This is a genomic window from Streptomyces pacificus (assembly GCF_011766325.1).
Classification (GTDB): Bacteria; Actinomycetota; Actinomycetes; order Streptomycetales; family Streptomycetaceae; genus Streptomyces; species Streptomyces pacificus.
The window spans coordinates 430,503-456,985 of record NZ_BLLG01000001.1; the positions used below are offsets into that span (position 1 = coordinate 430,503).

Genomic DNA, 26,483 nt, shown 5'->3' on the forward strand with positions numbered 1-26,483 from the left:
GGCACGCTGCGGCGTAGGGCGGCGTAGGGCGGCACGGGACGGGACGGGCATGGCACTGCACGGACCCTCCCCGGCCGGGGAAGGTCTCCCGGGCCCGGGGCGCCGGATCGGGGGCAGGACCCGAGGCCGGTGGCGGGAGGCACGCGCCCCGCGCCCGGGCCGGCGAGCGCCCGCGCCGCACGGCACCGGCGGAGGCGGCGCCCCGGCACCCGGGGAGAGTGCGCGTCCCGGCCTCGATACCATGCAGTTCCACTGATCGTCGGAGCCGTGAAGGGGCCGGACCATGGCGGGAGAACCGCAAGCCGACTGCCTGTTCTGCAAGATCGTGTCGGGGGAGGTGCCGGCCACCGTCGTCCGCGAGACGCCGACCACCCTCGCCTTCCGGGACATCAACCCGCAGGCGCCGACGCATGTGCTGGTGATCCCCAAGGTCCACTACCCGGACGCCGCCACCCTCGCCGGGGCAGAGCCGGGCGTCGCGGCCGACCTGCTGCGCGAGGCCGCCGAGGTCGCCGCCATGGACAAGATCGACGCCTCCGGCTTCCGGATCGTCTTCAACACCGGCGCCGGGGCCGGCCAGACCGTATTCCACACGCATGCGCACGTCCTCGGCGGGCGCGGCCTGCAATGGCCGCCCGGGTAGAGCGCACCGACAGGCACGGAGCCCCTCTTGTCCGTACGCGAACTGGTCGTGCTCGGCACGGCCAGCCAGGTCCCCACCCGGCACCGCAACCACAACGGCTATCTGCTGCGCTGGGACGGCCAGGGCATCCTCTTCGACCCCGGTGAGGGCACCCAGCGGCAGATGCTGAGGGCCGGGGTCGCCGCGCACGACATCGACCGGATCTGCGTCACCCACTTCCACGGCGACCACTCCCTCGGTCTCGCGGGGGTGATCCAGCGCATCAACCTCGACCAGGTGCCGCACCCGGTCACGGCCCACTACCCGGCGAGCGGGCAGCGCTTCTTCGAACGGCTGCGGTACGCGACGGCCTACCGCGAGACGGTCCGGCTCACCGAGGCCCCGGTCGCGGGCGGCGGCGTCCTGGCCGAGACGCCCTCGTACACGCTTGAGGCGCGCCGCCTCGACCACCCCGTCGAGTCCTTCGGCTACCGGCTGACCGAGCCCGACGGCCGGCGCATGCTGCCCGGGCGCCTGGCCGCCCACGGCATCAGCGGACCCGACGTGGGCCGCATCCAGCGGGAGGGCGCCCTCGGCGGGGTCGCGCTCGAGGAGGTCAGCGAGGTACGGCGCGGGCAGCGCTTCGCGTTCGTGATGGACACCCGGCTCTGCGACGGGGCGTACGAGCTGGCCGAGGGCTGCGACATGCTGGTGATCGAGTCGACCTTCCTCGACGAGGACATCGCGCTGGCCGGCGACCACGGTCATCTCACGGCGGGACAGGCGGCCCGGGTGGCGCGCGCTGCGGGCGTACGGCACCTCGTGCTGACACACTTCTCCCAGCGCTACGGCGAACCCGACGAGTTCGCGCGGCAGGCCCGTGCCGCCGGCTTCGACGGTGAACTGTCCGTGGCCCGGGACCTCGCACGGGTCCCGGTGCCCAGGCGCGCAGCCTGATCCACCCGCCGACGCCCGAGCGAGCACCCGATGTCACTGATCCCCAAGGCCGAACTGCATCTGCACATCGAGGGCACCCTCGAACCCGAACTCGCCTTCACCCTGGCCGAGCGCAACGGCGTCGAGCTGCCCTACGACGGCATCGAAGACCTGCGCAGGGCGCATCTGTTCAGCGATCTCGAGTCCTTCCTGGACCTGTACCACGCGATGACGGCCGTCCTGCGCACCGCGGACGACTTCACCGAACTCGCCGACGCCTATCTGGTGCGGGCCGCGGCCCAGGGGGTACGGCACGCCGAGATCTCCTTCGACCCGCAGGCCCACATGGAACGCGGCGTCCCCCTCGGCACGGTCGTGGAGGGTCTCGCGCACGCGCTGGACCGCGCCGAGGAGCGGCACGGTGTGTCCACCCGGCTCATCATGTGCTTCCTGCGGGACCGGTCGGCCGAGTCCGCGATGGAGGTGCTCGAGGCCGCGAAGCCCTATCTGCACCACATCACCGGGGTCGGTCTCGACTCCGCCGAGGCGGGCCACCCGCCGTCGAAGTTCCGCGAGGTGTACGCGGCGGCCGGGTCCCTCGGTCTGCGGAAGGTCGCCCACGCCGGGGAGGAGGGGCCGCCGGGGTACGTCCGCGAGGCGCTGGACGTCCTCGGCGTCGAACGGATCGACCACGGACTGCGGTCCCTCGAGGATCCCGAACTGGTCGATCGGCTGGCACGCGAGCACATCCCGCTCACCCTCTGCCCGCTCTCCAACGTCCGCCTGAGGGCCGTGGACACCCTGGAGGAGCATCCGCTGCGGGCCATGATGGACGCCGGTCTGCTGGTCACGGTGAACTCCGACGACCCCGCCTATTTCGCCGGCTACGTCGGCGACACCTTCCACGCGGTGCGCGAGGCGCTCGGCCTGACCCAGGAGCAACTGCGGGAACTGGCCCGCAACTCCTTCCGCGCGGCCTTTCTGGACCAGGACGAGGCACGCCGTGAGCGCTGTCTCGCCGAGGTCGCCGACTACGACTTCGACCGGGAGTGACTCCGGGGGCCGCCGAGTGCGAGAGCGGGCCCGGCCGCGCTGATCCCGCATCGGCCGGCCCGACGCCTGCACCGCCTGCACCGCCTGCACCGCCTGCACCGCCGGCGCCCGGGCGCACCGGTGGCCGTTCTGCCCGGCGCCGGGTCCGGACGCGCGCGGCCGGGGCGGCGGGGTGCTTCCCAAGGGCCGCACCGCCGCCCCGGGCCCAGGAGGCCGGGCGTGGGCCCCGAAGGTCCCCGGCTTCAGGGGAAGGGCGTGCGTGGGCTGCGCGGGGCCCCGGCCCGGGGCCCCGCGAACACCTCGCAGGGCAGCGGTGAATCCTCCCGGCGGCACATGCCGTGCGGGCCGTGCGCGGGCCCGGATCGGGCACACTGTCATGATGCGGACCGCTCTTTGCCCGCGCCGCACGGCAATCCGGGAGCCACCGTGATCACGACCGACGGAGTGCAACAGCAACACACCGCGCACATCGACCCGTTGGCCGCCCTGCGCGCCGCCGGGGACCCGCCCTGGGATGTGTTCCTCACCGGCACGGTCTTCCTCGACATCGTCCTGACCGGGCTCGACACCGCTCCGGTACGCGGAACCGAGACCTGGGCGCGGGGGATGGGCCAGAGCCCGGGCGGCGTCGCGAACATGGCCACCGCACTGGCGCGGCTCGGCCTGCGCACCTCCCTGGCCGCGGCCTTCGGCGACGACTTCTACGGCGACTACTGCCGGGACGCCCTGGAGCAGGGCGAGGGTATCGACCTGTCGCAGTCGCGGACCGTGCCCGGATGGCACTCCCCGGTGACGGTCTCCATGGCGTACGAGGGCGAGCGCACGATGGTGTCGCACGGCCATGAGGCCCCCCTGTCCGAGACCGCCCCCGCGGCAGCGCCCCGGGCCAGGGCCGCCGTCGCCTCGCTCGCGCCGGGCCGCCTCGAGCCCTGGATCGCGGAGGCCGCCGGCCGGGGCGCCCGGATCTTCGCCGATGTCGGCTGGGACGAGTCCGGCCGATGGGATCTGCGTGCCCTGCACGACCTGGACCTGTGCGAGGCGTTCCTGCCCAACGCGGAGGAGGCGATGCGCTACACCCGTACCGACTGCCCCCGCGCGGCCGCCCGGGTGCTGGCCGGGAAGGTGCCCCTCGCGGTCGTCACGCTGGGCTCCGACGGCGCGTACGCCGTGGACGGCGCATCGGGAGAGTCGGCCGAGGTCCCGGCCATCGGGGTCGAGGTGCTGGATCCCACCGGTGCCGGCGACGTCTTCATGGCGGGCTTCGTCACCGGCACCCTCGCCGGCTGGCCGCTCGCGGACCGGCTCGCTTTCGCCGGCCTGACCGCGGCGCTGTCCGTGCAGGAGTTCGGCGGCTCGCTGTCGGCACCGGGCTGGACCGAGGTGGCGGCGTGGTGGCAGTACGTCCGGGGCTGCGAGGGACAGGAGCCCGAGGCGCTCGCCCGCTACGCCTTCCTGGCCGGGCTCCTTCCCGCCCCCGACCGCCCCTGGCCGCTGCGCCGCGCGCTCCCGACGATCGGCTTCCGGCGGTCGGCCTGACACCGCAGGAGACCCGGCGTTCCCGTTCTCGACCCGTTCCGCCCCCCCCGCTCCCGTGTCCGCCCCGCGGCGCGGTCCCGTACCGGTCCACGCCGCCGTACCGACCTGCGTGCGCAACTCTGCTCCCGTCCCCGTCTTCTTCCCCGGCCCCGGCCCCTCCCACCCCGGCCCCAGCCCGCACCGAGCCGCCCCGCACCGATCCGCGCCGCAGGACTGCCCGGTCCCGCCGCTCCGAGCCCCCGGAGGCGGGGAGCCCTGAGCAGGGGATCCGGGGAGGCGGTCGTCCGGGGTGCGGAAAAGCGCTTAGGCACTGTCCGTGCGGGGTCGTACGCTGGTACCCCAGGGGTTGTCGAGCAGCGAGAACCCGGTAACGGGAGGTACGCGCAGGCCAGAGAGCCGGCCCATGACTCAGACACCCACAGACCAGACCCTCGCGCCCGGGCGGGCACGAGCCCATTTCACCGTCCCCGCGAAGCACCCCATGGTGACCGTGCTCGGATCAGGCGACTCTCTGCTGCGCGTGATCGAGAAGGCGTTTCCGGCCGTGGACATCCATGTCCGCGGCAATGTGATCAGTGCGGTCGGTGACGAGCGGCACGTCGCGCTGGTCCAGCGCCTTTTCGACGAGATGATGCTGGTGCTCCGCACCGGGCAGCCGATGACGGAGGACGCGGTGGAGCGCTCGATCGCCATGCTGCGCGGGGAGGACGGAGGCCCGGCGCTCGAGACCCCGTCCGAGGTACTCACCCAGAACATCCTCTCCAGCCGCGGCCGCACGATCCGCCCCAAGACGCTCAACCAGAAGCGCTACGTCGACGCCATCGACAAGCACACGGTCGTCTTCGGTATCGGACCCGCCGGTACCGGCAAGACGTATCTGGCGATGGCCAAGGCCGTGCAGGCGCTGCAGTCCAAGCAGGTCAACCGGATCATCCTCACCCGGCCCGCGGTCGAGGCGGGCGAGCGGCTGGGCTTCCTGCCCGGCACGCTCTACGAGAAGATCGACCCGTATCTGCGGCCGCTGTACGACGCTCTGCACGACATGATCGACCCGGACTCGATCCCGCGCCTGATGGCCGCGGGCACGATCGAGGTGGCGCCGCTGGCGTATATGCGCGGCCGCACGCTCAACGACGCCTTCATCATCCTCGACGAGGCGCAGAACACGAACCCCGAGCAGATGAAGATGTTCCTGACGCGTCTCGGCTTCGACTCGAAGATCGTGATCACCGGTGACGTCACCCAGGTCGACCTGCCCGGCGGGACCAAGAGCGGTCTGCGCCAGGTCCGGGAGATCCTGGACGGCGTCCCGGACGTGCACTTCTCCCTGCTGACATCGCGGGATGTCGTCCGGCACAAGCTGGTGGGCCGTATCGTCGACGCCTACGAGCAGTACGACAGCCGCAGCGGCGGCAACGGCAGCAACGGGAAGTGAAACCGGTCAGCACCATGTCGATCGACGTCAACAACGAGTCCGGCATCGAGGTCGACGAGCAGGCGATCCTCGACATCGCCCGCTACGCGCTCGCGCGGATGCGCATCCACCCGCTCTCCGAACTCTCGGTGATCGTCGTGGACGCCGAGGCCATGGAGCAGCTCCACATCCAGTGGATGGACCTGCCAGGGCCCACGGATGTCATGTCCTTTCCCATGGACGAACTGCGTCCGCCCGCCAAGGACGACGAGGAGCCCCCCGAGGGGCTCCTCGGCGACATCGTGCTCTGCCCCGAGGTCGCGAAGAAGCAGGGCGAGGAGGCGCCGACCCGCCACTCCATGGACGAGGAGCTCCGGCTGCTCACCGTCCACGGGGTCCTCCACCTCCTCGGGTACGACCACGAGGAGGCCGACGAGCGCGCCGAGATGTTCGGTCTGCAGGCGGCGATCGTCGACGGCTGGAGGGCGGAGAAGGGCCTGACCGGACCGTCGCCGGCGCCGACCGTCTCATGAGCGTCCCGCTTGTCATCGGGGCCGTCGCCCTGGTCGTCGTCGCCTGGCTCGCGGCCTGCGCCGAGGCCGGCATCGCCCGTGTGTCCGGTTTCCGTGCCGCCGAGGCGCTGCGGTCCGGGCGGCGCGGCGCCGCCCGCCTGGCCCAGGTCGCCTCCGACCCCACGCGCTACCTCAATGTCGCGCTGCTCGTGCGGGTCGCCTGCGAGATGGCGGCCGGGGCCCTGGTCACCTACGCCTGCCTGCAGGAGTTCGACAAGACCTGGCAGGCGCTGACCGTCGCCATCGCCGTGATGGTCCTCGTCTCCTATGTCGCCGTCGGCGTCTCCCCGCGCACCATCGGCCGCCAGCACCCGCTCAACACGGCGACGGCCGCCGCGTACGTCCTGCTGCCGCTGGCCCGGATCATGGGCCCGATCCCGCAGCTGCTCATCCTCATCGGCAACGCGCTGACGCCGGGCAAGGGCTTCCGCAAGGGCCCGTTCGCCAGCGAGGCCGAACTGCGCGCGATGGTCGACCTCGCCGAGCAGGAGTCCCTGATCGAGGCCGAGGAGCGGAAGATGGTGCACTCCGTCTTCGAGCTCGGAGACACCCTCGTCCGGGAGGTGATGGTCCCGCGGACGGACCTCGTGGCCATCGAGCGGTACAAGACCATCCGTCAGGCGCTCACCCTCGCCCTGCGCTCAGGCTTCTCCCGCATCCCGGTCACGGGGGAGAACGAGGACGACGTCGTCGGGATCGTGTATCTGAAGGACCTGGTCCGCAAGACCCATATCAACAGGGGTGCGGAGACCGAGCTGGTCTCCACGGCCATGCGTCCGGCGGCCTTCGTGCCCGACACCAAGAACGCGGGCGATCTGCTGCGCGAGATGCAGCAGGAGCGCAACCACGTCGCCGTCGTCATCGACGAGTACGGCGGCACCGCCGGAATCGTCACGATCGAGGACATCCTGGAGGAGATCGTCGGCGAGATCACCGACGAGTACGACCGGGAGCTGCCGCCCGTGCAGGAACTCGGCGACTCGCGCTACCGCGTGACCGCCCGGCTCGACATCGGCGACCTCGGCGAGCTGTTCGGCCTCGACGCCTACGACGACGAGGACGTGGAGACCGTCGGCGGACTGCTGGCCAAGTCCCTCGGCCGGGTTCCCATCGCCGGTGCCAGCGTCCAGGTCGACCTCCCGGACGGCCGCGTCCTGCGGCTGACCGCGGAGTCGCCCGCCGGCCGCCGGAACAAGATCGTCACCGTGCTCGTGGAACCGGCGTGAGCGGCCCGCTGACGCCCCGCGGGCTGAGGGAGTTCTGCCTGGAGCAGAACGCCGCGGTGGAGGACTTCCCGTTCGGTCCCGATGTCTCGGTCTTCAAGGTCGCAGGGAAGGTGTTCGCCCTGTCCGCCCTGGCGGCCGTCCCGCTGGCGGTGTCGCTGAAGTGCGACCCGGACGAAGCGGTCCGGCTGCGCGCGGACTACCCGGCGATCGTCCCCGGCTACCACCTCAACAAGCGCCACTGGAACACCGTCACGGTGGGGGAGCTCCCGGCCCGGATGGTCCGGGAGCTCATCGAGGACTCCTACGACCTCGTCGTCGCCGGCCTGCCGAAGGAGCGGCGGCTCCGCCTCGACCGCCCCTGAGGCCGTCCGCCGGAACCCCTGCGCCCGGCGGCCGGCCTCACCCTCCGCGGCCGGCCCGCACCCCCGCGGGGTTCGGCTGCGGACACCCCGCGCCCCCCGCACCGCCCCATCTGGCTTCCGTCGTGGGTTCCACCTGGGCCCGGCTGTGCGCCCGGTGCCGGCCGCCCGCCGGGCGGGTCCGTGCCGCGGACTATGCTCGTCCCATGACCGACAGCCCCGGACCCGCCCCCGAAGACCGCAAGATCATTACGCTGGCGCGCAGCGCCCGCGCCCGCAACGGCGTTCCCGAGGGCGCGGCGGTGCGGGACGAGACGGGGCGCACCTACGTCGCGGGCACGGTGGCGCTTGAATCGCTGCGGCTGACCGCTCTTCAGACGGCGGTCGCCATGGCCGTGGCCAGCGGCGCCACCTCACTGGAGGCCGCGGCGGTCGTCACCGACGCCGATTCCGTCGCCGACGCCGACCGCGCCGCCGTCCGGGACCTCGGGGGCCCCGGTACGCCGGTGCTGCTCGCCGGGCCCGACGGTGTGCTCCGGGCGACCCAGCCGGCGGGCTGACGCGCCCTTCAGCACATCCGGACACCGGCCCCTCCCCGTCCCTCCCCCTCCCCGCGCGCACCTGACGGCTTCCGGCTGCTTTCGGCCGCCGCATCGACAGGGCCGGACCCGTGCGGACCGGGCCGGGCGGTCGTGCCGCCGCTCCCCCGCGAGCCGCGGCGCCCGGCCGTGAGGTGCGCAGACCCGCCGACTGCCGTTCCCGCGCCCGTGACGGCCGGGACGATGACATCAACTGATGGGCCATCAGTCGATGTGTCCGGATTCCCTTGACTTCTCCTCTCCCCGCCCCGTCAATGACGGCCACCCAGTTGAGGCAGAGCGAAGGGGGAAGCGCATGGCATCCCTGCCATCCACACCACGAAGACGCCGCTGGACGGCGCTGCTGGGGGTGAGCGCGCTCATGGCCACCGGCGGCGGGTTCCTCGCGCCCTCCGCCGCGGCCCAGACGGGGACGGCCCAGGCGGTCGACTTCCCGACGCGCTGCATCCCTCCGCCGATCTCCGGCCTCCCGCCCATCAACGGCACGACCACGGGCGAGATCACCGTCGACAACGCCGCGCCGAGAGTGGGCGACGAGGTCACCGTCACCTACACGGTCGCCAAGCCCGCCGCGGGCAACCCCGTCGACCTCGCCCTGCCCGCCGACATCATGACCCCCACCGGCACAGTGGCCCTCGGCGGTGCCCAGTCCGGCAGCGTCAGCGTCGCCGGGCCGAAGAAGAACCCGCCCGTCCCCGGCAAGGCACCGTTCCCGCCGTTCTCCATGACCGGCACCTTCACGGTCACCGCGCCCGGCTCGATCACTCTCTCCCCGGGCGACTACAACATCCACACCAGCTACATCATGGAGTTGGACACGCCCTGCACGGTGACGGACCCGCCCGCGCCCGTCTCGCGGACGATCGTCGCCACCGAGCAACCCGGCGCCAACGAACGGTCCATCCAACTCGGTACGGCCTCCGGGGGACCGGGCGACGAGGTGACCGTCACCGGTGCGAAGTTCACCCCGCTCGCGGACGTCACCGTCGCCGGCCGGGCCGGCCCGGCCGAGACCGGGGACAGGGTGACCGTCAAGGCGAGCGCGACGGGCACCTTCTCCACGCGGCTGGCGGTCGCCGACAAGGCCACCACCGGGGTCGTCGCCTACGAGGGCACCGTGTGGAACGACGCCAAGGGCGCGGGCCCGGCGGCGTACACCGTCGTCGACGACACCCCCGTCCCCCCGGACAGCCAGAAGCTCTCCACGGCGATCACGGCAGGCACCCTGTCCATGACGCAGGCCGGTGACACCGTCCGGCTGACGTCCGTCGACTTCGGCAAGGGCGGCGCCGCCACCGGGGACCTCCACACGGTGACCGTCAAGGACTTCCGCGGTGGGCCCGCCGGCTGGTCCCTGACCGGCAAGGTCACCGACTTCACCGGCCCCGGCGGGAAGATCGACGCCGGCCGGCTGAGCTGGACACCCGCCTGCACCACCGAGGCCGGCAGCCCGAGCACCTGCGCGGCGGGCTCCGCCGGCGTCGTGGGCACCGCAGGCGCCACCCTGGCGTCCACGCCCGACGCGGCCCTCAGCGGCGGCGAGTTCACCGCGGGAGCGGAGGTTTCGCTGGACGTGCCGGCGTTCACCGCCCCCGGCGCCTACTCCGGCGTACTGACCCTCACCCTCACCTGACACCCACCGCGGGCCGGGCGCGCACCCGGCCGGCCCGCCCGACCCGGAGGACCGCACCCGTGCGAAGACTGCCCGCGCCCGGCCTTCGGCGCTCCGTGCTCCTGCTGCGGGAGCCTGCACGCGTCCTTCCGCGGCCCGCACCTCTCCTCCCGCTGCTTGCGACCCTCCTCGCGCTGGCCGCGCTCCTGCACGCCGCTCCCGGGGCCCCCGCCGCTCCCGGGGCCCCCGCCGCTCCCGCGGCCGACAACGGTGAGTGGTCCGTCGAACCCGCGGCCTCAGGACCGGGCCGCCGCCCGTACTTCTACCTCTCCGCCGATCCGGGCACCACGCTCACCGACAGCGTCACCGTGACCAACAAGACCACCGCGCCGATGACGTTCCTGCTGTATGCGGCGGACGCCCACAACACCCCCAGGGACGGCGGCTTCGCCGTCCGCACCCGCCAGGAGAGGCAGCGCGGGGTCGGCGCCTGGGCCGAGCCTGACCGCGACAGGGTGACCGTGCCCGCCCGCTCCTCCGTCACCGTCCCCTACACCCTGACCGTCCCCGAGGACGCAGAACCCGGAGACCACCCGGGGGCGCTGGTCGCCCTCGACGAACGCGTCGCCGCCGGGCCCGGGGGAGCCGTGGGCGTCGGCATCCAGCGGGCCGTCGGCGCCCGCGTCCACCTCCGCGTGAACGGGCCGGCCGTGCCCGCGCTCGCCGTCGAGGACGTCCGCTACAGCGCGGACAAACCCCTGGTGCCGGGTACCGGCGACAGCAGCGCCCTGATCTCGTACACACTGCACAACCGCGGCAACGTCACCCTCGACCCGAAGGTCACCCTGCGTGCAGAGGGCCTCTTCGGCCGCACCCTGCTGGCCCGGGAGCTGACCGGAGTCCCCGGCGAACTGCTGCCCCGGCAGAAGATCCGGCTCACCGCGGACTGGGCCGGAGCCCCGCAGCTCGACCGGGGCGAAGTGACCCTCACCGCGGCTGCGGGCGACGTCACCGGATCCGGCGCGGTGTCCTTTCTCGCCGTGCCCTGGCTGCTCGCGGCCGCCCTGGCCACCGCCGGTGCCGGGGCGCTCCTGCGGCTGTGGCTCCGGGCACGGCGCCGGGCCGTACGGGGAGGCTGACGCCCGCCCTTCCGGCCGTCCCCGCCCGCCCCGTCCCCCGTCCTCCCGCCGGGGCGCGCGGGCTCGCGGAAACGAGCCGCCGCGGCGGTACGGGGCGGGTGCGGGACGGCGCCGGGAAGGCGGGGGACGCCCCGGCCACGTGCGGCCGGCGGGTGCGCTCGCCCAAGCGGCCTGCCGCCCGCCACCGCGCGCCGGCCCAGGGGCGGCGCGCGAACGCCGCCGGGGCGGGGCCCGGGGGCGTCCCGTACGGGCCGGGCCCCGGGGCCCCGGGGCATACTCGCCCCCCCCCGGCGGTCGCCCCGGTCCGCCCCGCCGGGCATCTGGTACGTCCACGCCCCGCGGATCGGGGAGAATGGCCCGCATGAGCGTTCACACCCCCGGATCCGAGGCCCCGCACCGCGCCGGCTTCGCCTGCTTCGTCGGCCGCCCCAACGCGGGCAAGTCCACCCTCACGAACGCTCTGGTGGGCCAGAAGGTGGCCATCACCTCGACCCGGCCCCAGACCACCCGGCACACCGTCCGCGGCATCGTCCACCGGCCCGACCTGAACGCCCAGCTCGTCCTCGTGGACACCCCCGGCCTGCACAAGCCGCGCACTCTGCTCGGCGAGCGGCTGAACGACATCGTGCGCACCACCTGGGCCGAGGTCGACGTGATCGGCTTCTGCCTGCCCGCCGACCAGAAGATCGGCCCCGGCGACCGCTTCATCGCCAAGGAACTGGCCGGGATCAGAAAGACCCCCAAGGTGGCGATCGTCACCAAAACCGACCTCGTCGACTCCAAGGCCCTGGCCGAGCAGCTCCTCGCCGTCGACCGCCTGGGCAGCGAGCTGGGCATCGAGTGGGCGGAGATCGTCCCGGTGTCGGCCGTCGGCGACCGGCAGGTCACCCTGCTCGGCGACCTCCTCGTCCCGCTGCTCCCCGAGAGCCCCCCGCTCTACCCGGAGGGCGACCTCACGGACGAGCCGGAACAGGTCATGGTCGCCGAGCTGATCCGGGAGGCGGCGCTGGAGGGCGTACGCGACGAGCTGCCCCACTCGATCGCGGTGGTGGTCGAGGAGATGCTGCCGCGCGAGGGACGCCCGGCGGACCGGCCGCTGCTCGACATCCACGCCAACGTCTACATCGAGCGGCCCAGCCAGAAGGGCATCGTCATCGGCCCCAAGGGCAGCCGCCTCAAGGAGGTCGGGACCAAGTCCCGCAAGCACATCGAGGCGCTCCTCGGCACGCCGGTCTTCCTCGATCTGCACGTCAAGGTCGCCAAGGACTGGCAGCGGGACCCGAGGCAGCTGCGCAGGCTGGGCTTCTGACCAGGGTGCCGGTGGCACCCCGCGGGTGGGGGCCGGCCCGGCCCCGTCCGGTGGCCACCAGCCCCGGCTCGGCAGCCGCCGGCCCGGCCCCGTCCGGGTGGGGCAGACCGCAGGGTCCCGGCCGGCACGCACCGGATCGGGGCCCGGCCCCCGGCGTGGCGGCAACTGCTCCCGGGCCTTAGGGCCTCCTGGCCGCCGTTCCTGCCGCGCCTCAGGCGCCTTCCTTCAGCAGCCGGGTGATCAGCTTCCGCTGCGCCTCGGACAGCCGCGGGTCCGCGCAGTACACCGTCCTGCCGTCGACCGTGAGCTGATACCGGAAGCCGTCCGGCACCCCCGCCGGCGGGCTGTCCCGGCCGTCCCTCATCGCCTGCTCGGCCAGGGCGTGCCACTCCTGGGCGTCGGGCCGCCCCGAGGTGTCCATCGCGCGGACCCGCTCGATGCCGGCGAACCCGCCCGTGCGTCGTACCTGGATGCGCATGCCTCCTGTTCTAGTACGGATCGCGGTCGGCCGGCAGGCGTACCGGTCCGGGTCGGCGGGCGTATACCGGTCGGGGTCGGCGGGTGCACCGGATCCCGCGGCCGGGCACGTCGACCTCACTCGGCGCGCACACCGACCTGGGACCACGCCTTGACCACGGCCTCGCGCTCCTCGCCTCTGCCGTAGCGCGCCGTGGCCGCCGCGACCGTCTCCCCGGCGAAGTCGGTGAACGACGCGTCGGCCCGCAGCCCTCCCGAGGTCATCGTGTCGTACCAGATCCGGCCGGCCCGCTCCCACGCCTTGCCGCCCAGCTGGACGGCGAGCAGGTGGAAGGCGTGGTTGGGGATGCCCGAGTTGATGTGGACACCGCCGTTGTCCCGGCCGGTGCGGACATAGTCGGCCATCGTCGCAGGCTGGGGGTCCTTGCCGAGGACGTCGTCGTCGTACGCCGTGCCCGGCGCCTTCATCGACCGCAGCGCCACCCCGCCGACCCCGGGGGCCAGCAGCCCGGCACCGATGAGCCAGTCGGCCCGGTCCGCGGTCTGGCCCAGCGTGTACTGCTTCACCAGGGAGCCGAAGACGTCCGACACCGACTCGTTCAGCGCACCGGGCTGGCCGAAGTAGGCGAGGTTCGCCGAGTGCTGGGTGAAGCCGTGCGCCAGTTCGTGGGCGATGACGTCGACCGGCCCGGTGAAGTCGAGGAAGATCTCGCCGTCACCGTCGCCGAAGACCATCTGCTCGCCGTTCCAGAACGCGTTGCCGTAGTCCTCGCCGTAGTGCACGGTGGCGTCGAGCGGCAGCCCTGCGCCGTCGATCGAGTCGTGGCCGTACGCCGTCAGCAGCAGCTCGAACGTCGCGCCGAGGCCGGCGTACGCGCGGTTGACGGTGGCGTCCCGGACGGGCCCGTCGCCTTCGGAGCGCACCCGTGTGCCGGGCAGCACGGTCCTGTTCCCGGCGTCGTACAGGGTGCGCTGCGGGCCGGGGACGACCTCCTGGGCCGGGGGAGGGGCGCCGGTGACGGTGGTGAGGCGGCGGCCGGTGCGGTGCGCGGCGTCCGCCACCAGTGTTCGACGGGCCGCAGCGGCGACGGCCGGGTCACCGGCACGGGCCAGCCGGTCGAGCAGATGCGGCGGCACGATGCCGCAGAAGACGGGCATGGGGCGGGAGACGGGCATGAGGCGGGAAGCGGGCATGAAGGAGTCCATGTCCGGCAATGTGGCACTGCGCCGTGCAGTTGTCACCGGTTGCCACGATGACGGATCAAATAGAGTGATCTGTCATATCCGGGCGTTGCTGTTCGATCGTCCCGCATACTGAAACGGGGCCGGTGCCCGGGCCCGGGCTCCGCTAGGCTCATCCGCATCATGCGTTTCGGGCTGCTTCTTCTTAGCCGCCGCGGCGAGGGCCTGTAGTCGTAGGCCGACCCCCTCCCCGCGGCGTCTGGTGCTGCGTTGACAGTCGGCCTCCTACCCCCGCCCCAGGGCGCGGGGGATCCCAGCCCGCAGGACCCCGAGGAGCCCGACGCCATGTCGCAGTCGCAGTGGAACGACCGTCCCACGCCGATCACCAATGCCACGCACACCCAGAAGCGGTCCGGCATGCCGGTCCACAAGTACGGCCCCTACGAGGCCGTGGACATCCCGGACCGCAGCTGGCCCGACCGGCGGATCACCAAGGCCCCGCGATGGCTGTCCACCGACCTGCGGGACGGCAACCAGGCCCTGATCGACCCGATGTCGCCGGCCCGCAAGCGGGAGATGTTCGACCTGCTCGTCCGGCTGGGCTACAAGGAGATCGAGGTCGGCTTCCCCTCCTCCGGCGAGACGGACTTCGCGTTCGTGCGCTCGATCATCGAGGAGGGGGCGATCCCGGACGACGTGACGATCTCCGTTCTGACCCAGGCCCGCGAAGACCTGATCGAGCGCACCGTCGAGTCGATCGTCGGTGCCGGGCGCGCCACCGTCCACCTGTACAACGCGACCGCCCCCATGTTCCGCCGCGTCGTCTTCCGCGGCTCCAGGGACGACGTCAGGCAGATCGCCGTCGACGGTACCCGGCTGGTGATGGAGTACGCCGACAAACTGCTGGGCGACGAGACCGTCTTCGGTTACCAGTACAGTCCGGAGATCTTCACCGACACCGAGCTGGACTTCGCCCTGGAGGTATGCGAGGCGGTCTGCGACGTCTGGCAGCCCGGCCCCCATCGGGAGATCATCCTGAATCTGCCCGCCACCGTGGAGCGTTCGACGCCCTCCACCCATGCGGACCGCTTCGAGTGGATGTCCCGGCGGCTGACCCGCCGCGAGTACGTGTGCCTCTCCGTCCACCCGCACAACGACCGCGGAACCGCCGTGGCCGCGGCCGAACTGGCGATCATGGCGGGCGCCGACCGCATCGAGGGCTGCCTGTTCGGCCAGGGGGAGCGCACCGGCAACGTCGACCTGGTCACCCTGGGCATGAACCTGTTCTCCCAGGGCGTCGACCCGCAGATCGACTTCTCGCAGATCGACGAGATCCGCCGCACCAGCGAGTACTGCAACCAGATGGAAGTCCACCCGCGCCACCCCTACGCGGGCGACCTCGTCTACACCGCCTTCTCCGGCTCCCACCAGGACGCCATCAAGAAGGGCTTCGACGCCATGGAGGCCGACGCGGCCGCCCAGGGGCCCGGCGTGACGACCGACGACATCCCGTGGGCCGTCCCCTACCTGCCGATCGACCCCAAGGACGTGGGTCGTTCCTACGAGGCGGTCATCCGCGTCAACTCGCAGTCCGGCAAGGGCGGCATCGCCTATGTGCTGAAGAACGACCACAAGCTCGACCTGCCCCGCAGGATGCAGATCGAGTTCTCCCGCATCATTCAGGCCAAGACCGACGCCGAGGGCGGCGAGGTCACCCCGAAGGAGATCTGGTCCGTCTTCCAGGACGAGTACCTGCCCAACCCGGCCGCCCCCTGGGGCCGCGTCCGACTGCGCTCCGGCCAGACCACCTCCGACACCGACGGCACCGACACCCTCACCGTCGACGCGGTCGTGGACGGCCGCGACACGGTGCTGAACGGCAGCGGCAACGGCCCCATCTCCGCCTTCGTCGACGCCCTGAACTCGATCGGAGTCGACGCGCGCGTCCTGGACTACCAGGAGCACACCATGAGCGAGGGCGCCTCCGCACAGGCTGCCTCCTACATCGAATGCGCCATCGACGGCAAGGTCCTGTGGGGTATCGGCATCGACGCCAACACCACCCGCGCCTCGCTGAAGGCACTCGTCTCGGCCGTCAACCGCGCCTGCCGCTGACGCCCCCGGCCCCTCGGGGCCTCCCGCGGCCCGCCGAACCCCGCCACCCGCACAGGGGCGGGGTTCGGCCATGTCCGGGTGATGTGGCGTCCGGATACTGACGCCACCTCCGCGATGTGGCTAACATCACGTCAACGCGGCAATGTTGCCGGAGGGTCACGGAGGTGCGACGTGCTGCCAGCCCGCGGACAGAGCGGCCGGAAACCGCCCATCCACGGCTATCGTGGACTTCGTGTCTTCGGGACGCGCACCTCGTGGACCACGGTCGGCGACGGCGAGTTCTTCTGCCCCGAATGCGGAGGGGACCGCAACTACCGCCGCCGCACCGGCCGTCGCCGCTTCACCGTCCTCGGGGTCCCCGTCCTCCCGCGCGGACACGCCGGTCCGGTCGTCGAATGCACCGCCTGCCACAGCCACTTCGGCACCGACGCCCTGGACCACCCCACCACCGGCCGCTTCTCCGCGATGCTCCGCGACGCCGTGCACACCGTCGCGCTCGCCGTCCTCGCCGCCGGGGGAACCTCCGCCCGCCCGGTCCGGCGGACCGCGGTCGCCGCGGTCCGTGCCGCCGGGATCAGCGACTGCACCGAGGACCAGCTGACGGCCCTGGTGGAGGCACTCGCCGCCGACACCGGCCGCTTCATCGCCGACGCGGGACCCTGCGGCGCGGCCCTCGCCATCGAACTCCACGAGGCGCTGGAGCCGCTCACCCCGCATCTGGCCCCGGCCGGCCGCGAGTCGATCCTGCTGCAGGGCGCGGGCATCGCCCTCGCCGACGGGCCCTACACCCCGGCGGAGCGGGAGGTACTGACCACGGTCGGCAGCGCGCTGCAGCTGTGCGCCGACGACACGGCACGCCTGCTCGCCGCCGCCCGCACGCCGTCCCCGTAGCCGTAGGGGCATCCCGGCCCCGGTCCCCGGCCTCTCGGCACGTACGCCGTCCAGCCGGACAACCGGCGCCGATCGGCATCCCGGCCGTGCGGCGTACGTCCGGCCGCGCGGTGCACGACGGCTGCCGACCGGCCGGATCTCCGTCGCCGTCTCCGTCGCCGCACGGAAGACCGTACGCCCGGCCCGGTCGGGAGGGAGCTCCGCGTGGGCAGAGTGCCCGGGAACGTGTGGACGCGGGCGCGAGCGGCACGGACCTGCCGGCGGCCCTCGGCGGCCCTCGACGGCCCTCGGCGCCCTCCGGCCCCGAGGCCGGCGGGGGAGCGGTGGGGAAGGACGGCCGGACGGGCGGCAGACGGGCACCCGGAACCGATCGGGCCGGCCCGTCGTCCTGGACAGTGATCGTCACCGGCCCACAGGCGTCGGCGGATGCCTCCGCCGGAGCCGGGCGCGGGGCCGGACAGCGGCCGCGCGCCCGGTCGACAGGCCGTGGACCGGCAGCACCGCGGGCCCGGAGGTTCGCGATGCAGACGCAGACGCAGACGCACGGGCACGAGGGGGGGAGCAGGCACCGGGGCAGACAGAGGCAGAAGCAGCCAGCCAGCCAGTCAGTCAGCACGCACGCACCGGGGGCGACGGCACCGCTCGGAGGAGGGGTGCCACGCGGCCGGAGGCGACCGCGGAACGCAGCGGTACCCGGCCGCATGCGGGCCGGGGCGCCGCAGACGAGAGGAAAGCACGACCTTGGAAACCTCACGGGCCCAACGGACCCGCCGCACACTGCTCACCGCCGGTGCGGCGGCCGCACTGGCCGCGAGCCTGCCCTCGGCCGCGGTGGCGGCCACGGAGCGACGGGACGGGCCATCCGCCGGCGGACCGCACGGCGCCGACCGGCACGGCAGGTCCCGAACCGACGGGATCTCCCTCCGTCTCAGCGAACTCGAGCGGACGCACTCCGCCCGGCTCGGAGTCTTCGCGCGCAACACCAGGACGGGCAGGACCGTGGCCCACCGCGCCGACGAACTCTTCCCCATGTGCTCGGTGTTCAAGACACCGGCCGTCGCGGCCGTCCTCAGGGACCTCGACCGCAACGGCGAGTTCCTCGGCAAGCGCATCCACTACACCGAGCAGGACACCGAGGAGTCCGGCTACGCCGTCATCACCGGCCGTGCGGAGAACCTCGCCAACGGCATGACCGTGGAAGAGCTCTGCGACGCCGCGATCCGCTACAGCGACAACGCCGCGGCCAACCTCCTGCTGCGCGAACTCGGCGGCCCCTCCGCCGTCACCGGCTTCTGCCGCTCCCTCGGGGACGACGTCACCCGGCTCGACCGATGGGAGCCCGGGCTGAACTCGGCCGAGCCCTGGCGTGCCGAGGACACCACCGATCCGCGGCACATCGCCGAGACCTACTCCCGGCTCGTCCTCGGCGACGCACTCGCCGGCCCGGACCGGCAGCGGCTGACCGGATGGCTGCTGAACAACACCACCGGGACGCTGCGCCTGCGCGCGGGACTCCCCGACGACTGGACCCTGGGGGACAAGACGGGCGCCGGCGCATACGGCACGAACAACGATGTCGGTATCGCCTGGACCCCCGACGGTTCCCCCGTCGTCCTCGCCGTCCTGACGACCAAGCCGCAACCCGATGCCGCCCCCGACAACGAACTGGTCGCCCGCACGGCCCAACTGCTCGCCGACGAACTCGGCTGACAGCCTCCGCCCGGCGGCCTTTTCGTGCGCTGAGCCCCGAAATCCCCGTCCCGAGCGGGCGCGTCGGACGTCGCAGGGGCCAGAATGTCACCCACAGGTGCGGCGTGGGCACGGACCAGGGCGCCGGCCGCAGGGGAGAGGGAACCGGGACGGGGGAGGCGTGCTGCGCATGCGTGCGACTGCCGTGCTGGTCACGGGATCGGCGCTGCTGCCGGTTCCCCTCGCGCTCGCCCTGCACGCGGCTGCCTGCGGCACGTCCGCTCCCTCCCCGCTCCTCGACCCGCCGGCGTCCTTCCTCTGGCCGCTCGCGGCAGCAGCGGCCGCGGGCGCCGCGGTGCGCCTGGCCCGGGGCCGGCGGCCCCGCGGGGTGCCGCCGGTCCCGGCCGCCGGCCCCGCGGCGCCCACCCCGGCCACCGCTCCCTCCCCGCCGGAACCGAGTGAACTCCCACCCCCCGTGGACCACTTCACCGGCCGGACCGCCGAGACCGAAGCGCTCCTGCGCCTGGTCCGGGCCGGCCACCGCGCCATCGCCGTGACCGGTGCGCCGGGCACCGGGAAGTCCGCGCTCGCCGTCCGCCTCGCCCATGAACTCGGGCCGCTGTTCCCCGACGGGCGGCTGTACGCCGAACTCGGCGGCGGTCACGGCGAACCGCCGCCGCCCGCCGCCGTGTTGTCCGGATTCCTCGCCGCCCTCGGCGCCCCCGGCGAGGAGCGGTCGGGCACGGTCGCCGACCTGACTGCCCGCTTTCGCGGCCGTACAGCGGGCCGGCGGATCCTGCTGCTCCTGGACGATGCGGCGGACGCCACGCAGGCCCGCGCCCTGCTGCCGGCGGGTGAGCACTGCCTGGCCCTCATCACCAGCCGCGACGCGCTCCGGAACCTGCCCGAGGCCGCGCCCGTCCCCCTCGGCCCGCTCACCGAAGCCGATGCGCTCGCCCTCCTCGCCGCCGTCGGCGGGGCCGCGGCCGGCTCCGCCGACACCGACCACGCGCGGACCGCCGTCCGTACCTGCGGGCTGCTGCCGCTCGCCGTCCGCGCCGCGGCGGGCGTGTCGCGCTCCCAGCCGGCCGGACGGCTGCCGGCCCTGGCGGCCCGCCTCACCGCCGAACGCGACCGTCTGCACCATCTGCGCATGGACCACCTCGCCGTCCGCGCCGCCTTCGAAACCGCCTACGCGGCATTCGGCGCGGCCGACCGGGCCCTGCTGCGCGCGCTCGGCGCCTGCCCGGCGGGCCGCGTCACCGTGCGGATCGCCGCCGCCGTCGCGGACCTCGACCCCGCCGAGGCACGGAGCGGCCTCCAGCGCCTCGCCGACGCCCAACTCGGCCGACCGGTCGGCCCCGAGGCGTACCGGCTGCACGACCTGGTCCGTATGCTCGCCGCGGAGCGCCTCGACCACGAAACGGCACCCGCCGACCGGCGGGCGGCATTCGCACGGATCCTGGCGGCCTGCACCGAGGACGCCGCCGCCCAGCGCAGCCGTGCTCAGGGCAGCCGTGCCCAGGGCAGCCGTGTCTGGGGCGCCGCAGAGCAGCTCGCCGTCCCCCGCCTCGTCCGCGCGGCCGTCCGTGAAGGACTGCCCGGCCACGCCCGTGCGCTCGCCGTCGCCGCCGACCCCTGGCTGGCCGGCCGGCCGGGGCAGGACCCACGCGCCGCCATGTGGACCGCCGTGCTCGAAGCGGCCCGCCGCTCAGGAGAGCAGGGCTGGGCGGAGCAGGCACTGCGCGGCCTCGGCTCCGCGTACGCGGAAGAAGGACGGCTCGACCAGGCCGTGGACCATCTGCGCATGGCGGCGGGCCTCGGCCCGCACGCCGCCGTGCGCACCGGGCAGGCCACCACCCGGCGGCTGCTGGGGGTGGTCCTGCACGACGCGGGCCGCTATGAGGAGGCCCTGCGGGAGCTGAACACCGCCGCGCAGGACTGCCGGGAGGCGGGTGACACCGAGGCCGAGGCGGAGGCCCTGCTCCGCCTCGGCGCGCTCCACCTGGACAGGCGCCGCCCCGACGAGGCCATCGACTGCCTGGAGCGGGCGCTGCCTCTGCTCGCCCGCCACCGCGGCGGCGACCCGGTGGCGCTCGCCGACACCCGGCGCCGACTCGGCACGGCCTACGCCCAGGCCGGTGGTCTCGTGCCCGGTGAGCGCCATCTGCGTGCCGCTCTCGCGCTCTACCGCCGGGAAGGCCAGTCGGCGGGGGAGGGCAGGGCGCTGAGCGAGCTGGGGCGCCTGGAAGAGCGGCGCGGCGCCCACGGCGCGGGAGTGGAACTGCACCGCGCGGCGCTGGCCGCCTTCGAACACGCCGGTCTCGGCGCCGGGGTCGCGTCGTCCGCCGAGGCGGTGGGCGACAGCCTGCTGCTGCAGGGGGACCCGTCGGGGGCCGGCGTGGAGTACCGCAGGGCCGCCGACGCCCACCGACTGCTGGGTGATCATGTCCGCGAGGCCGAGGTCCGGCGCAAGCTCGGGGTCTGAGCAGGGCGGATGCGTTCCGCTCACCCGCCGGCTCACCTCGCGGGCCGGGGTTCGTTTTCGGCCTGATGATGGCATGTTCCGCCAACTCCTCTCCACGGCCCTCTCACCCTGGGTAGCGTTCGCGTCACCTGTCGGCCGCGCGGTCAGTCCGTCCGTGCACCGGCATCCGACCGTATGCACTGATGAGGAGTGAGCGCAGCGATGGCCAACGTGGAGACTTCCCTGAAAGAGTCCATGACATCGATCGAGGGGGCGCTGGGGGTGGCGCTCGTGGACTACACCAGCGGGATGGCTCTGGGAACCCTGGGCGGCGGCAAGGACCTCGACCTGGCGGTGGCCGCGGCCGGCAACACGGACGTGATCCGTGCCAAGACCCGCACCATGGAGCACCTCGGACTCACCGACGACATCGACGACATCCTGATCACCCTCGGCACCCAGTACCACCTCATAAGGCTGCTGAAGGGCCGCGGAGGCAACGGCCTCTTCCTGTACCTGGTCCTCGACAAGGGCAACGCCAACCTCGCCATGGCCCGCCACCAGCTCAAGCGCATCGAAGCCGACCTCGAGCTGTAGCGCCCTGACGATCTTCTCGTCTCCGGCTGCCCACGAATTGAAGAAATCTGCAATTCGCGAGATCCCGATGGGCTGAACCCTCTGGGAGGGGGGCGCCCGGAGGCGGGAGGATCGGCCCGTAATCGTCGATTCACCAGGAGCGATCACATGCAGGTACCGCTGTACCAGGCCAAGGCGGAGTTCTTCCGCATGCTCGGGCACCCCGTCCGCATCAGGGTGCTGGAGCTTCTGCAGAACGGTCCGGTCCCAGTGCGCGACCTGCTCACGGCCATCGAGGTCGAACCGTCCAACCTCTCCCAGCAACTGGCCGTGCTGCGCCGCTCCGGCATCGTGGTGTCGATACGCGACGGCTCGACCGTCAGCTACGCCCTCGCCGGTGGCGACGTCGCGGAACTGCTGCGCGCGGCGCGCCGGATCCTCACCGAACTCCTCGTGGGCCAGAACGAACTCCTGGAGGAACTCCGCCAGGCCGACGTATGAGACGGGCCGGCCGGGGCGGCGGCCCACCGGACCCGCCCCGGTACCGCCCGGCCGGTGCGGGACAATGGCCCCATGACCCTGTTCCGCGACGACGGCATCGTGCTGCGCACCCAGAAGCTGGGCGAGGCGGACCGCATCATCACGATCCTCACCCGCGGGCACGGGCGGGTTCGCGCCGTCGCCCGCGGAGTGCGCCGCACCAAGTCGAAGTTCGGCGCCCGCCTCGAACCGTTCTCACACGTCGACGTGCAGTTCTTCGCCCGCGGCAGTGACCTGGTCGGCCGCGGCCTGCCGCTGTGCACCCAGTGCGAGACCATCGCCCCGTACGGCAGCGGCATCGTCACCGACTACGCCCGCTACACCTCGGGCACCGCCATGCTGGAGACCGCGGAACGCTTCACCGACCACGAGGGCGAGCCGTCCGTCCAGCAGTATCTGCTGCTGGTCGGCGGGCTGCGCACCCTCGCCCGCGGAGAGCACCCGCCGCACCTCGTCCTCGACGCGTTCCTGCTGCGCTCCCTTGCCGTCAACGGCTACGCTCCGTCGTTCTCCCACTGCGCGCGCTGCGGGATGCCCGGGCCGAACCGGTTCTTCTCCGCCGCCGGGGGCGGCGTCGTCTGCGGCGACTGCCGCGTCCCCGGCAGCGTCGTACCCTCCGCCGAGGCGATCGGCCTGCTCGGTGCGCTGCTGACCGGGGACTGGGACACCGCGGAGGCGTGCGAGGCGCGCCACGTCAGGGAAGGCAGCGCACTGGTGTCCGCCTATCTGCACTGGCACCTGGAACGCGGCCTGCGCTCGCTGCGGTACGTGGAGAAGCACTCCGGGAAGCACGCAGGCGGGCACCCCGACAAGCGCCCCGGCGCCTACCCCGACAGCATGCCGACAAGCATGCCCACGAACATGCCGACGAACATGCCGACAAGCACGCCGAGATGAAGTGAGTGTGACCCCCATGGCACGAAGCGGAATCCTGGGACGATCCCGCCGCGAGTACAAGGTCCCCGAGCCGCACCCGTCCGGGGCGCTCCCCCCGAGGCTCCCCGCCGACCTCGTGCCGAAGCACGTCGCCGTCGTCATGGACGGCAACGGGCGCTGGGCCAGGGAGCGCGGTCTGCCGCGCACCGAGGGCCACAAGGTCGGCGAGGGCGTCGTGCTCGACGTACTCAAGGGCTGTCTGGAGATGGGCGTCAGGAACCTCTCCCTGTACGCCTTCTCCACCGAGAACTGGAAGCGCTCCCCGGAGGAGGTGCGCTTCCTGATGAACTTCAACCGGGACGTCATCCGCCGCCGCCGCGACGAGATGGACGCACTCGGCATCCGTATCCGCTGGGTCGGCCGCATGCCCAAGATGTGGAAGTCCGTCGTCCAGGAACTCCAGGTCGCCCAGGAGCAGACCAGGGCCAACGACGCCATGACGCTCTACTTCTGCGTCAACTACGGCGGGCGCGCCGAGATCGCCGACGCCGCGAAGAAGATCGCCGAGGACGTGGCCGCCGGCCGACTCGACCCCTCCAAGGTCAGCGAGAAGACGCTGCAGAAGTACCTGTACTACCCCGACATGCCGGACGTCGACCTCTTCCTCCGGCCGAGCGGCGAGCAGCGCACCTCCAACTACCTCATCTGGCAGAGCAGTTACGCCGAGATGGTCTTCCAGGACGTGCTGTGGCCCGACTTCGACCGCCGCGACCTGTGGCGTGCGTGCCTGGAGTACGCCCAGCGCGACCGCCGCTTCGGGGGCGCCGTCCCCAATGAGGAACTCGCCCGCATCGAGAAGGAACTCGACAAGAGGTAGACCCCGCACACGCGCGGCGGGAAGACCGCACGGACACCGCCGCCCGCACCGGCACACCCCGCGACGAGCCCCGTGAACGAGCTTCATGAGGAGCCCCACGACAGGCACCGGACGGCGCAGGGCCCGTAGCGCCGACGATTCCTCAGAACCGCCGGCCGCTACGGGCCCCGGACACAGCGTCTCGCGCGCCCCCGCCACCGGGGCCGGGGCGCGCTACCTCAGGTCACCGGCCGAACGCTCAATTCTTCGCGCACTCCGCACAGGTACCGAAGATCTCCACCGTGTGGGCCACGTTCACATAGCCGTGCTGCGTCGCGATGGTCTCCGCCCACTGCTCCACCGCAGGGCCCTCGACCTCGACCGCCTTGCCGCACACCCGGCACACCAGATGGTGGTGGTGCTCACCCGACGCGCAACGCCGGTACACCGATTCGCCCTCGCTCGTGCGCAGCACATCGACCTCGCCGGCATCGGCGAGCGACTGCAGCGTCCGGTAGACCGTCGTCAGGCCGACCGAATCGCCGCGGTGCTTGAGCATGTCGTGCAGTTCCTGCGCACTGCGGAACTCGTCCACCTCGTCCAGCGCCGCCGCCACCGCGGCCCGCTGCCGGGTCGACCGGCCGCGCACGGGGGGTCCAGCCGTCGCCACAGGTACCTCCTTACGTTCCGCCGCTCCTCGTCGGCCATTCTGCCAGGCCCGCCCGCGGGCCAGGTCAGACCGCGGCATCACCCGCCGGGCGCCGGGTCGCCGGAACGTCCACATCGCACTCCGCGCCCGCGCTCCCCGCAGCAGCAGCGGGCACCTTCGACCGCCGCCGCGCCAGCGGCGCCGCCAGCGCCGTGAACAGCACGAACACCGCGATCGCCAGCAGCACGATCGTCGCACCCGGCGGCACGTCCCGGTAGTACGAGGTCACCGTGCCGGCCAGTGTCACCGCCACCCCGGTCGCCACCGACACCACGAACGTCACCGCGAACGAGCGGGTCACCTGCTGTGCCGCCGCCACCGGCACCACCATCAGCGCGCTCACCAGCAGCAGCCCGACGACCCGCATCGCGACCGTCACCGTCACCGCGGCGGTCACGGCCACCAGCAGATTCAGGGCCCGCACCGGCAGGCCTGTGACCCGGGCGAACTCCTCGTCCTGGCTGATCGCGAACAGCTGCCGCCGCAGCCCCACCGTCACCAGCAGGACAAATCCCGCCAGCAGGCAGATCGCGACGACGTCGTCGTCCGAGACGGTGGACAGCGAACCGAACAGGTACGACGTCAGATTGGCGTTGGAGCCCGTGGCGCTGAGGTTCATCAGCATCACACCGCCCGCCATACCGCCGTAGAAGAGCATGGCCAGCGCGATATCGCCACGGGTCCGCCCGTAGGCCCGGATCAGCTCCATCGCCACCGAACCGGCCACCGCGACCAGCGCCGCCATCCACACCGGGTTCGTGGCCAGGAGGAAGCCGAGGCCGACACCGGTCAACGCGACATGGCCGATGCCGTCGCCCATCAGCGCCTGCCGGCGCTGCACCAGATGAATGCCCACGGCCGGGGCCGTGACACCCACCAGCAACGCGGCCAGCAGCGCCCGCTGCATGAAGGGGTCCTGAAGGAATTCCATGATCAGGTCAGCAGTCCCGTGCGGAGCGGCTCGTCGGCCGCATGCGGATGTACGTGGTCGTGACCGGGCAGCGCATGCTGGCCCACGGCACGCGGGGGTGGTCCGTCATGGACGACGCAGCCGTCCCGCAGCACCACCGCCCGGTCGATCAGCGGCTCGAGCGGCCCCAGCTCATGGAGTACCAGCAGCACCGTCGCCCCCGCGGCGACCTGCTCCCGCAACGTCCCGGCGAGCACCTCCTGACTGGTGAGGTCCACACCCGCCATCGGCTCGTCCATGACGAGCAGTTCCGGCTCGGCGGCCAGCGCCCGGGCGATCAGCACCCGCTGGTGCTGCCCGCCCGAGAGCGCGCCCACCGGGTCCCCGGCCCGGTCGGCGAGCCCGACGATCCCGATCGCCCGCCTTACCGCCGCACGGTCGCGCTTCGACAGCAGCCCCAGCCTTGCGTGCGACAGCCGGCCGGACGCCACCACCTCGCGGACCGTCGCCGGCACCCCGCTCGTCGCCGTGGTGCGCTGCGGCACATAGCCCACCCGCGACCATGCGCGGAAACGGCGCAGTTCCGTACCGAACAAGGCCACCGAACCGGCCGTGAGCGGCACCTGGCCGATCAGCGAGCGCACCGCCGTCGACTTGCCCGAGCCGTTCGCGCCGAGCAGCGCCACCACCTCACCGCGCTCCACGGTGAGGTCGACCCCGCGCAGCACGGGACGTGAGCCCAGTGTCGCCCGGGCTCCGCGGACGGATATGACGGGATCTGCGGTCGGCTCCACGGGTTGCGCCTCCGATGCTCCTCG

General features: G+C 72.9%; 24 protein-coding genes and 1 pseudogene. 20 read left to right on the forward strand and 5 right to left on the reverse strand.

Annotation, left to right across the window (positions count from 1 at the left end):
* Nucleotides 1-283: 283 nt before the first annotated feature.
* From SCWH03_RS01755 to era, 12 genes are all read left to right on the forward strand, one after another.
* A complete protein-coding gene (locus tag SCWH03_RS01755; RefSeq protein ID WP_173260857.1) occupies nt 284-643 on the forward strand; it encodes a histidine triad nucleotide-binding protein in 360 nt (119 codons plus the stop codon).
* Between the two features lie 27 nt (nt 644-670).
* Nucleotides 671-1,579: a ribonuclease Z gene (locus SCWH03_RS01760; protein WP_173260859.1), complete on the forward strand. Its 909-nt coding sequence runs from the start codon at nt 671-673 to the stop codon at nt 1,577-1,579.
* Nucleotides 1,580-1,609: 30 nt separating this feature from the next.
* Nucleotides 1,610-2,611: an adenosine deaminase gene (locus SCWH03_RS01765; protein ID WP_173260861.1), complete on the forward strand. Its 1,002-nt coding sequence runs from the start codon at nt 1,610-1,612 to the stop codon at nt 2,609-2,611.
* Between the two features lie 426 nt (nt 2,612-3,037).
* The gene (locus tag SCWH03_RS01770; RefSeq protein WP_173260863.1) at nt 3,038-4,147 is read left to right on the forward strand and encodes a carbohydrate kinase family protein; all 1,110 of its coding nucleotides are present in this window, start codon (nt 3,038-3,040) and stop codon (nt 4,145-4,147) included.
* Nucleotides 4,148-4,550: 403 nt separating this feature from the next.
* A complete protein-coding gene (locus tag SCWH03_RS01775; RefSeq protein ID WP_173260865.1) occupies nt 4,551-5,582 on the forward strand; it encodes a PhoH family protein in 1,032 nt (343 codons plus the stop codon).
* Nucleotides 5,583-5,596: 14 nt separating this feature from the next.
* Nucleotides 5,597-6,094 carry an rRNA maturation RNase YbeY gene (ybeY, locus tag SCWH03_RS01780; protein ID WP_173261396.1) on the forward strand — a complete coding sequence of 166 codons (498 nt, stop codon included), beginning with the start codon at nt 5,597-5,599 and terminating at the stop codon, nt 6,092-6,094.
* Nucleotides 6,091-7,359 (forward strand): hemolysin family protein, encoded by a 1,269-nt coding sequence (locus SCWH03_RS01785; RefSeq protein ID WP_173260867.1) that lies wholly within the window; start codon nt 6,091-6,093, stop codon nt 7,357-7,359. Before ybeY ends, SCWH03_RS01785 begins: the two co-directional genes overlap by 4 nt.
* Before the next feature lie 8 nt (nt 7,360-7,367).
* Nucleotides 7,368-7,721 carry an MmcQ/YjbR family DNA-binding protein gene (locus tag SCWH03_RS01790; RefSeq protein ID WP_173261398.1) on the forward strand — a complete coding sequence of 118 codons (354 nt, stop codon included), beginning with the start codon at nt 7,368-7,370 and terminating at the stop codon, nt 7,719-7,721.
* A 203-nt stretch (nt 7,722-7,924) separates the two neighbouring features.
* A complete protein-coding gene (locus SCWH03_RS01795) occupies nt 7,925-8,278 on the forward strand; it encodes a cytidine deaminase-like protein (protein WP_173260869.1) in 354 nt (117 codons plus the stop codon).
* A 334-nt stretch (nt 8,279-8,612) separates the two neighbouring features.
* A complete protein-coding gene (locus SCWH03_RS01800; protein ID WP_173260871.1) occupies nt 8,613-9,950 on the forward strand; it encodes a WxL domain-containing protein in 1,338 nt (445 codons plus the stop codon).
* A gap of 59 nt (nt 9,951-10,009) precedes the next feature.
* Nucleotides 10,010-11,068, forward strand: a complete 1,059-nt coding sequence (locus SCWH03_RS01805; protein WP_371872591.1) for a WxL protein peptidoglycan domain-containing protein — start codon at nt 10,010-10,012, stop codon at nt 11,066-11,068.
* Nucleotides 11,069-11,420: 352 nt separating this feature from the next.
* On the forward strand, nt 11,421-12,377 hold the full coding sequence (gene era / locus SCWH03_RS01810; protein WP_173260873.1) for a GTPase Era: 957 nt from the start codon (nt 11,421-11,423) through the stop codon (nt 12,375-12,377).
* A gap of 211 nt (nt 12,378-12,588) precedes the next feature.
* On the opposite strand, the gene SCWH03_RS01815 is transcribed toward era, so the two are convergent.
* Nucleotides 12,589-12,855, reverse strand: a complete 267-nt coding sequence (locus SCWH03_RS01815) for a protealysin inhibitor emfourin (protein ID WP_173260875.1) — start codon at nt 12,853-12,855, stop codon at nt 12,589-12,591.
* Between the two features lie 116 nt (nt 12,856-12,971).
* Nucleotides 12,972-14,060 (reverse strand): M4 family metallopeptidase, encoded by a 1,089-nt coding sequence (locus SCWH03_RS01820; RefSeq protein WP_254076495.1) that lies wholly within the window; start codon nt 14,058-14,060, stop codon nt 12,972-12,974.
* Nucleotides 14,061-14,381: 321 nt separating this feature from the next.
* Here SCWH03_RS01820 and leuA point away from each other — a divergent pair, with 321 nt between their 5' ends.
* The 8 genes and pseudogenes from leuA to SCWH03_RS01860 all read left to right on the forward strand — a co-directional run bounded on the left by leuA (nt 14,382) and on the right by SCWH03_RS01860 (nt 24,067).
* Nucleotides 14,382-16,151: a 2-isopropylmalate synthase gene (gene leuA, locus SCWH03_RS01825; protein ID WP_173260877.1), complete on the forward strand. Its 1,770-nt coding sequence runs from the start codon at nt 14,382-14,384 to the stop codon at nt 16,149-16,151.
* A gap of 171 nt (nt 16,152-16,322) precedes the next feature.
* Entirely contained in the window at nt 16,323-17,042 is a 720-nt protein-coding gene (locus SCWH03_RS01830; RefSeq protein WP_173260879.1) for a TerB family tellurite resistance protein, read from the forward strand.
* 741 nt (nt 17,043-17,783) lie between these two features.
* Nucleotides 17,784-18,752, forward strand: coding sequence for a class A beta-lactamase (gene bla / locus SCWH03_RS01835; RefSeq protein ID WP_173260881.1), 969 nt, complete (start codon nt 17,784-17,786; stop codon nt 18,750-18,752).
* Between the two features lie 169 nt (nt 18,753-18,921).
* A complete protein-coding gene (locus SCWH03_RS01840) occupies nt 18,922-21,219 on the forward strand; it encodes a tetratricopeptide repeat protein (RefSeq protein WP_254076496.1) in 2,298 nt (765 codons plus the stop codon).
* A 201-nt stretch (nt 21,220-21,420) separates the two neighbouring features.
* Entirely contained in the window at nt 21,421-21,795 is a 375-nt protein-coding gene (locus tag SCWH03_RS01845) for a hypothetical protein (protein ID WP_173260885.1), read from the forward strand.
* Between the two features lie 147 nt (nt 21,796-21,942).
* On the forward strand, nt 21,943-22,275 hold the full coding sequence (locus tag SCWH03_RS01850; RefSeq protein WP_109293577.1) for an ArsR/SmtB family transcription factor: 333 nt from the start codon (nt 21,943-21,945) through the stop codon (nt 22,273-22,275).
* 72 nt (nt 22,276-22,347) lie between these two features.
* A pseudogene (gene recO, locus SCWH03_RS01855) lies at nt 22,348-23,091 on the forward strand (DNA repair protein RecO); the annotation flags it as partial.
* Nucleotides 23,092-23,227: 136 nt separating this feature from the next.
* Complete coding sequence (locus tag SCWH03_RS01860) at nt 23,228-24,067, forward strand: isoprenyl transferase (protein ID WP_173260887.1); 840 nt, start codon at nt 23,228-23,230, stop codon at nt 24,065-24,067.
* A gap of 238 nt (nt 24,068-24,305) precedes the next feature.
* On the opposite strand, the gene SCWH03_RS01865 is transcribed toward SCWH03_RS01860, so the two are convergent.
* From SCWH03_RS01865 to SCWH03_RS01875, 3 genes are all read right to left on the reverse strand, one after another.
* The gene (locus tag SCWH03_RS01865; RefSeq protein ID WP_173260889.1) at nt 24,306-24,716 is read right to left on the reverse strand and encodes a Fur family transcriptional regulator; all 411 of its coding nucleotides are present in this window, start codon (nt 24,714-24,716) and stop codon (nt 24,306-24,308) included.
* Nucleotides 24,717-24,780: 64 nt separating this feature from the next.
* Complete coding sequence (locus tag SCWH03_RS01870) at nt 24,781-25,692, reverse strand: metal ABC transporter permease (RefSeq protein ID WP_173261405.1); 912 nt, start codon at nt 25,690-25,692, stop codon at nt 24,781-24,783.
* Entirely contained in the window at nt 25,689-26,459 is a 771-nt protein-coding gene (locus tag SCWH03_RS01875) for a metal ABC transporter ATP-binding protein (protein ID WP_173260891.1), read from the reverse strand. The genes SCWH03_RS01870 and SCWH03_RS01875 overlap by 4 nt, the downstream gene beginning before the upstream one ends.
* Nucleotides 26,460-26,483 lie beyond the last annotated feature (24 nt).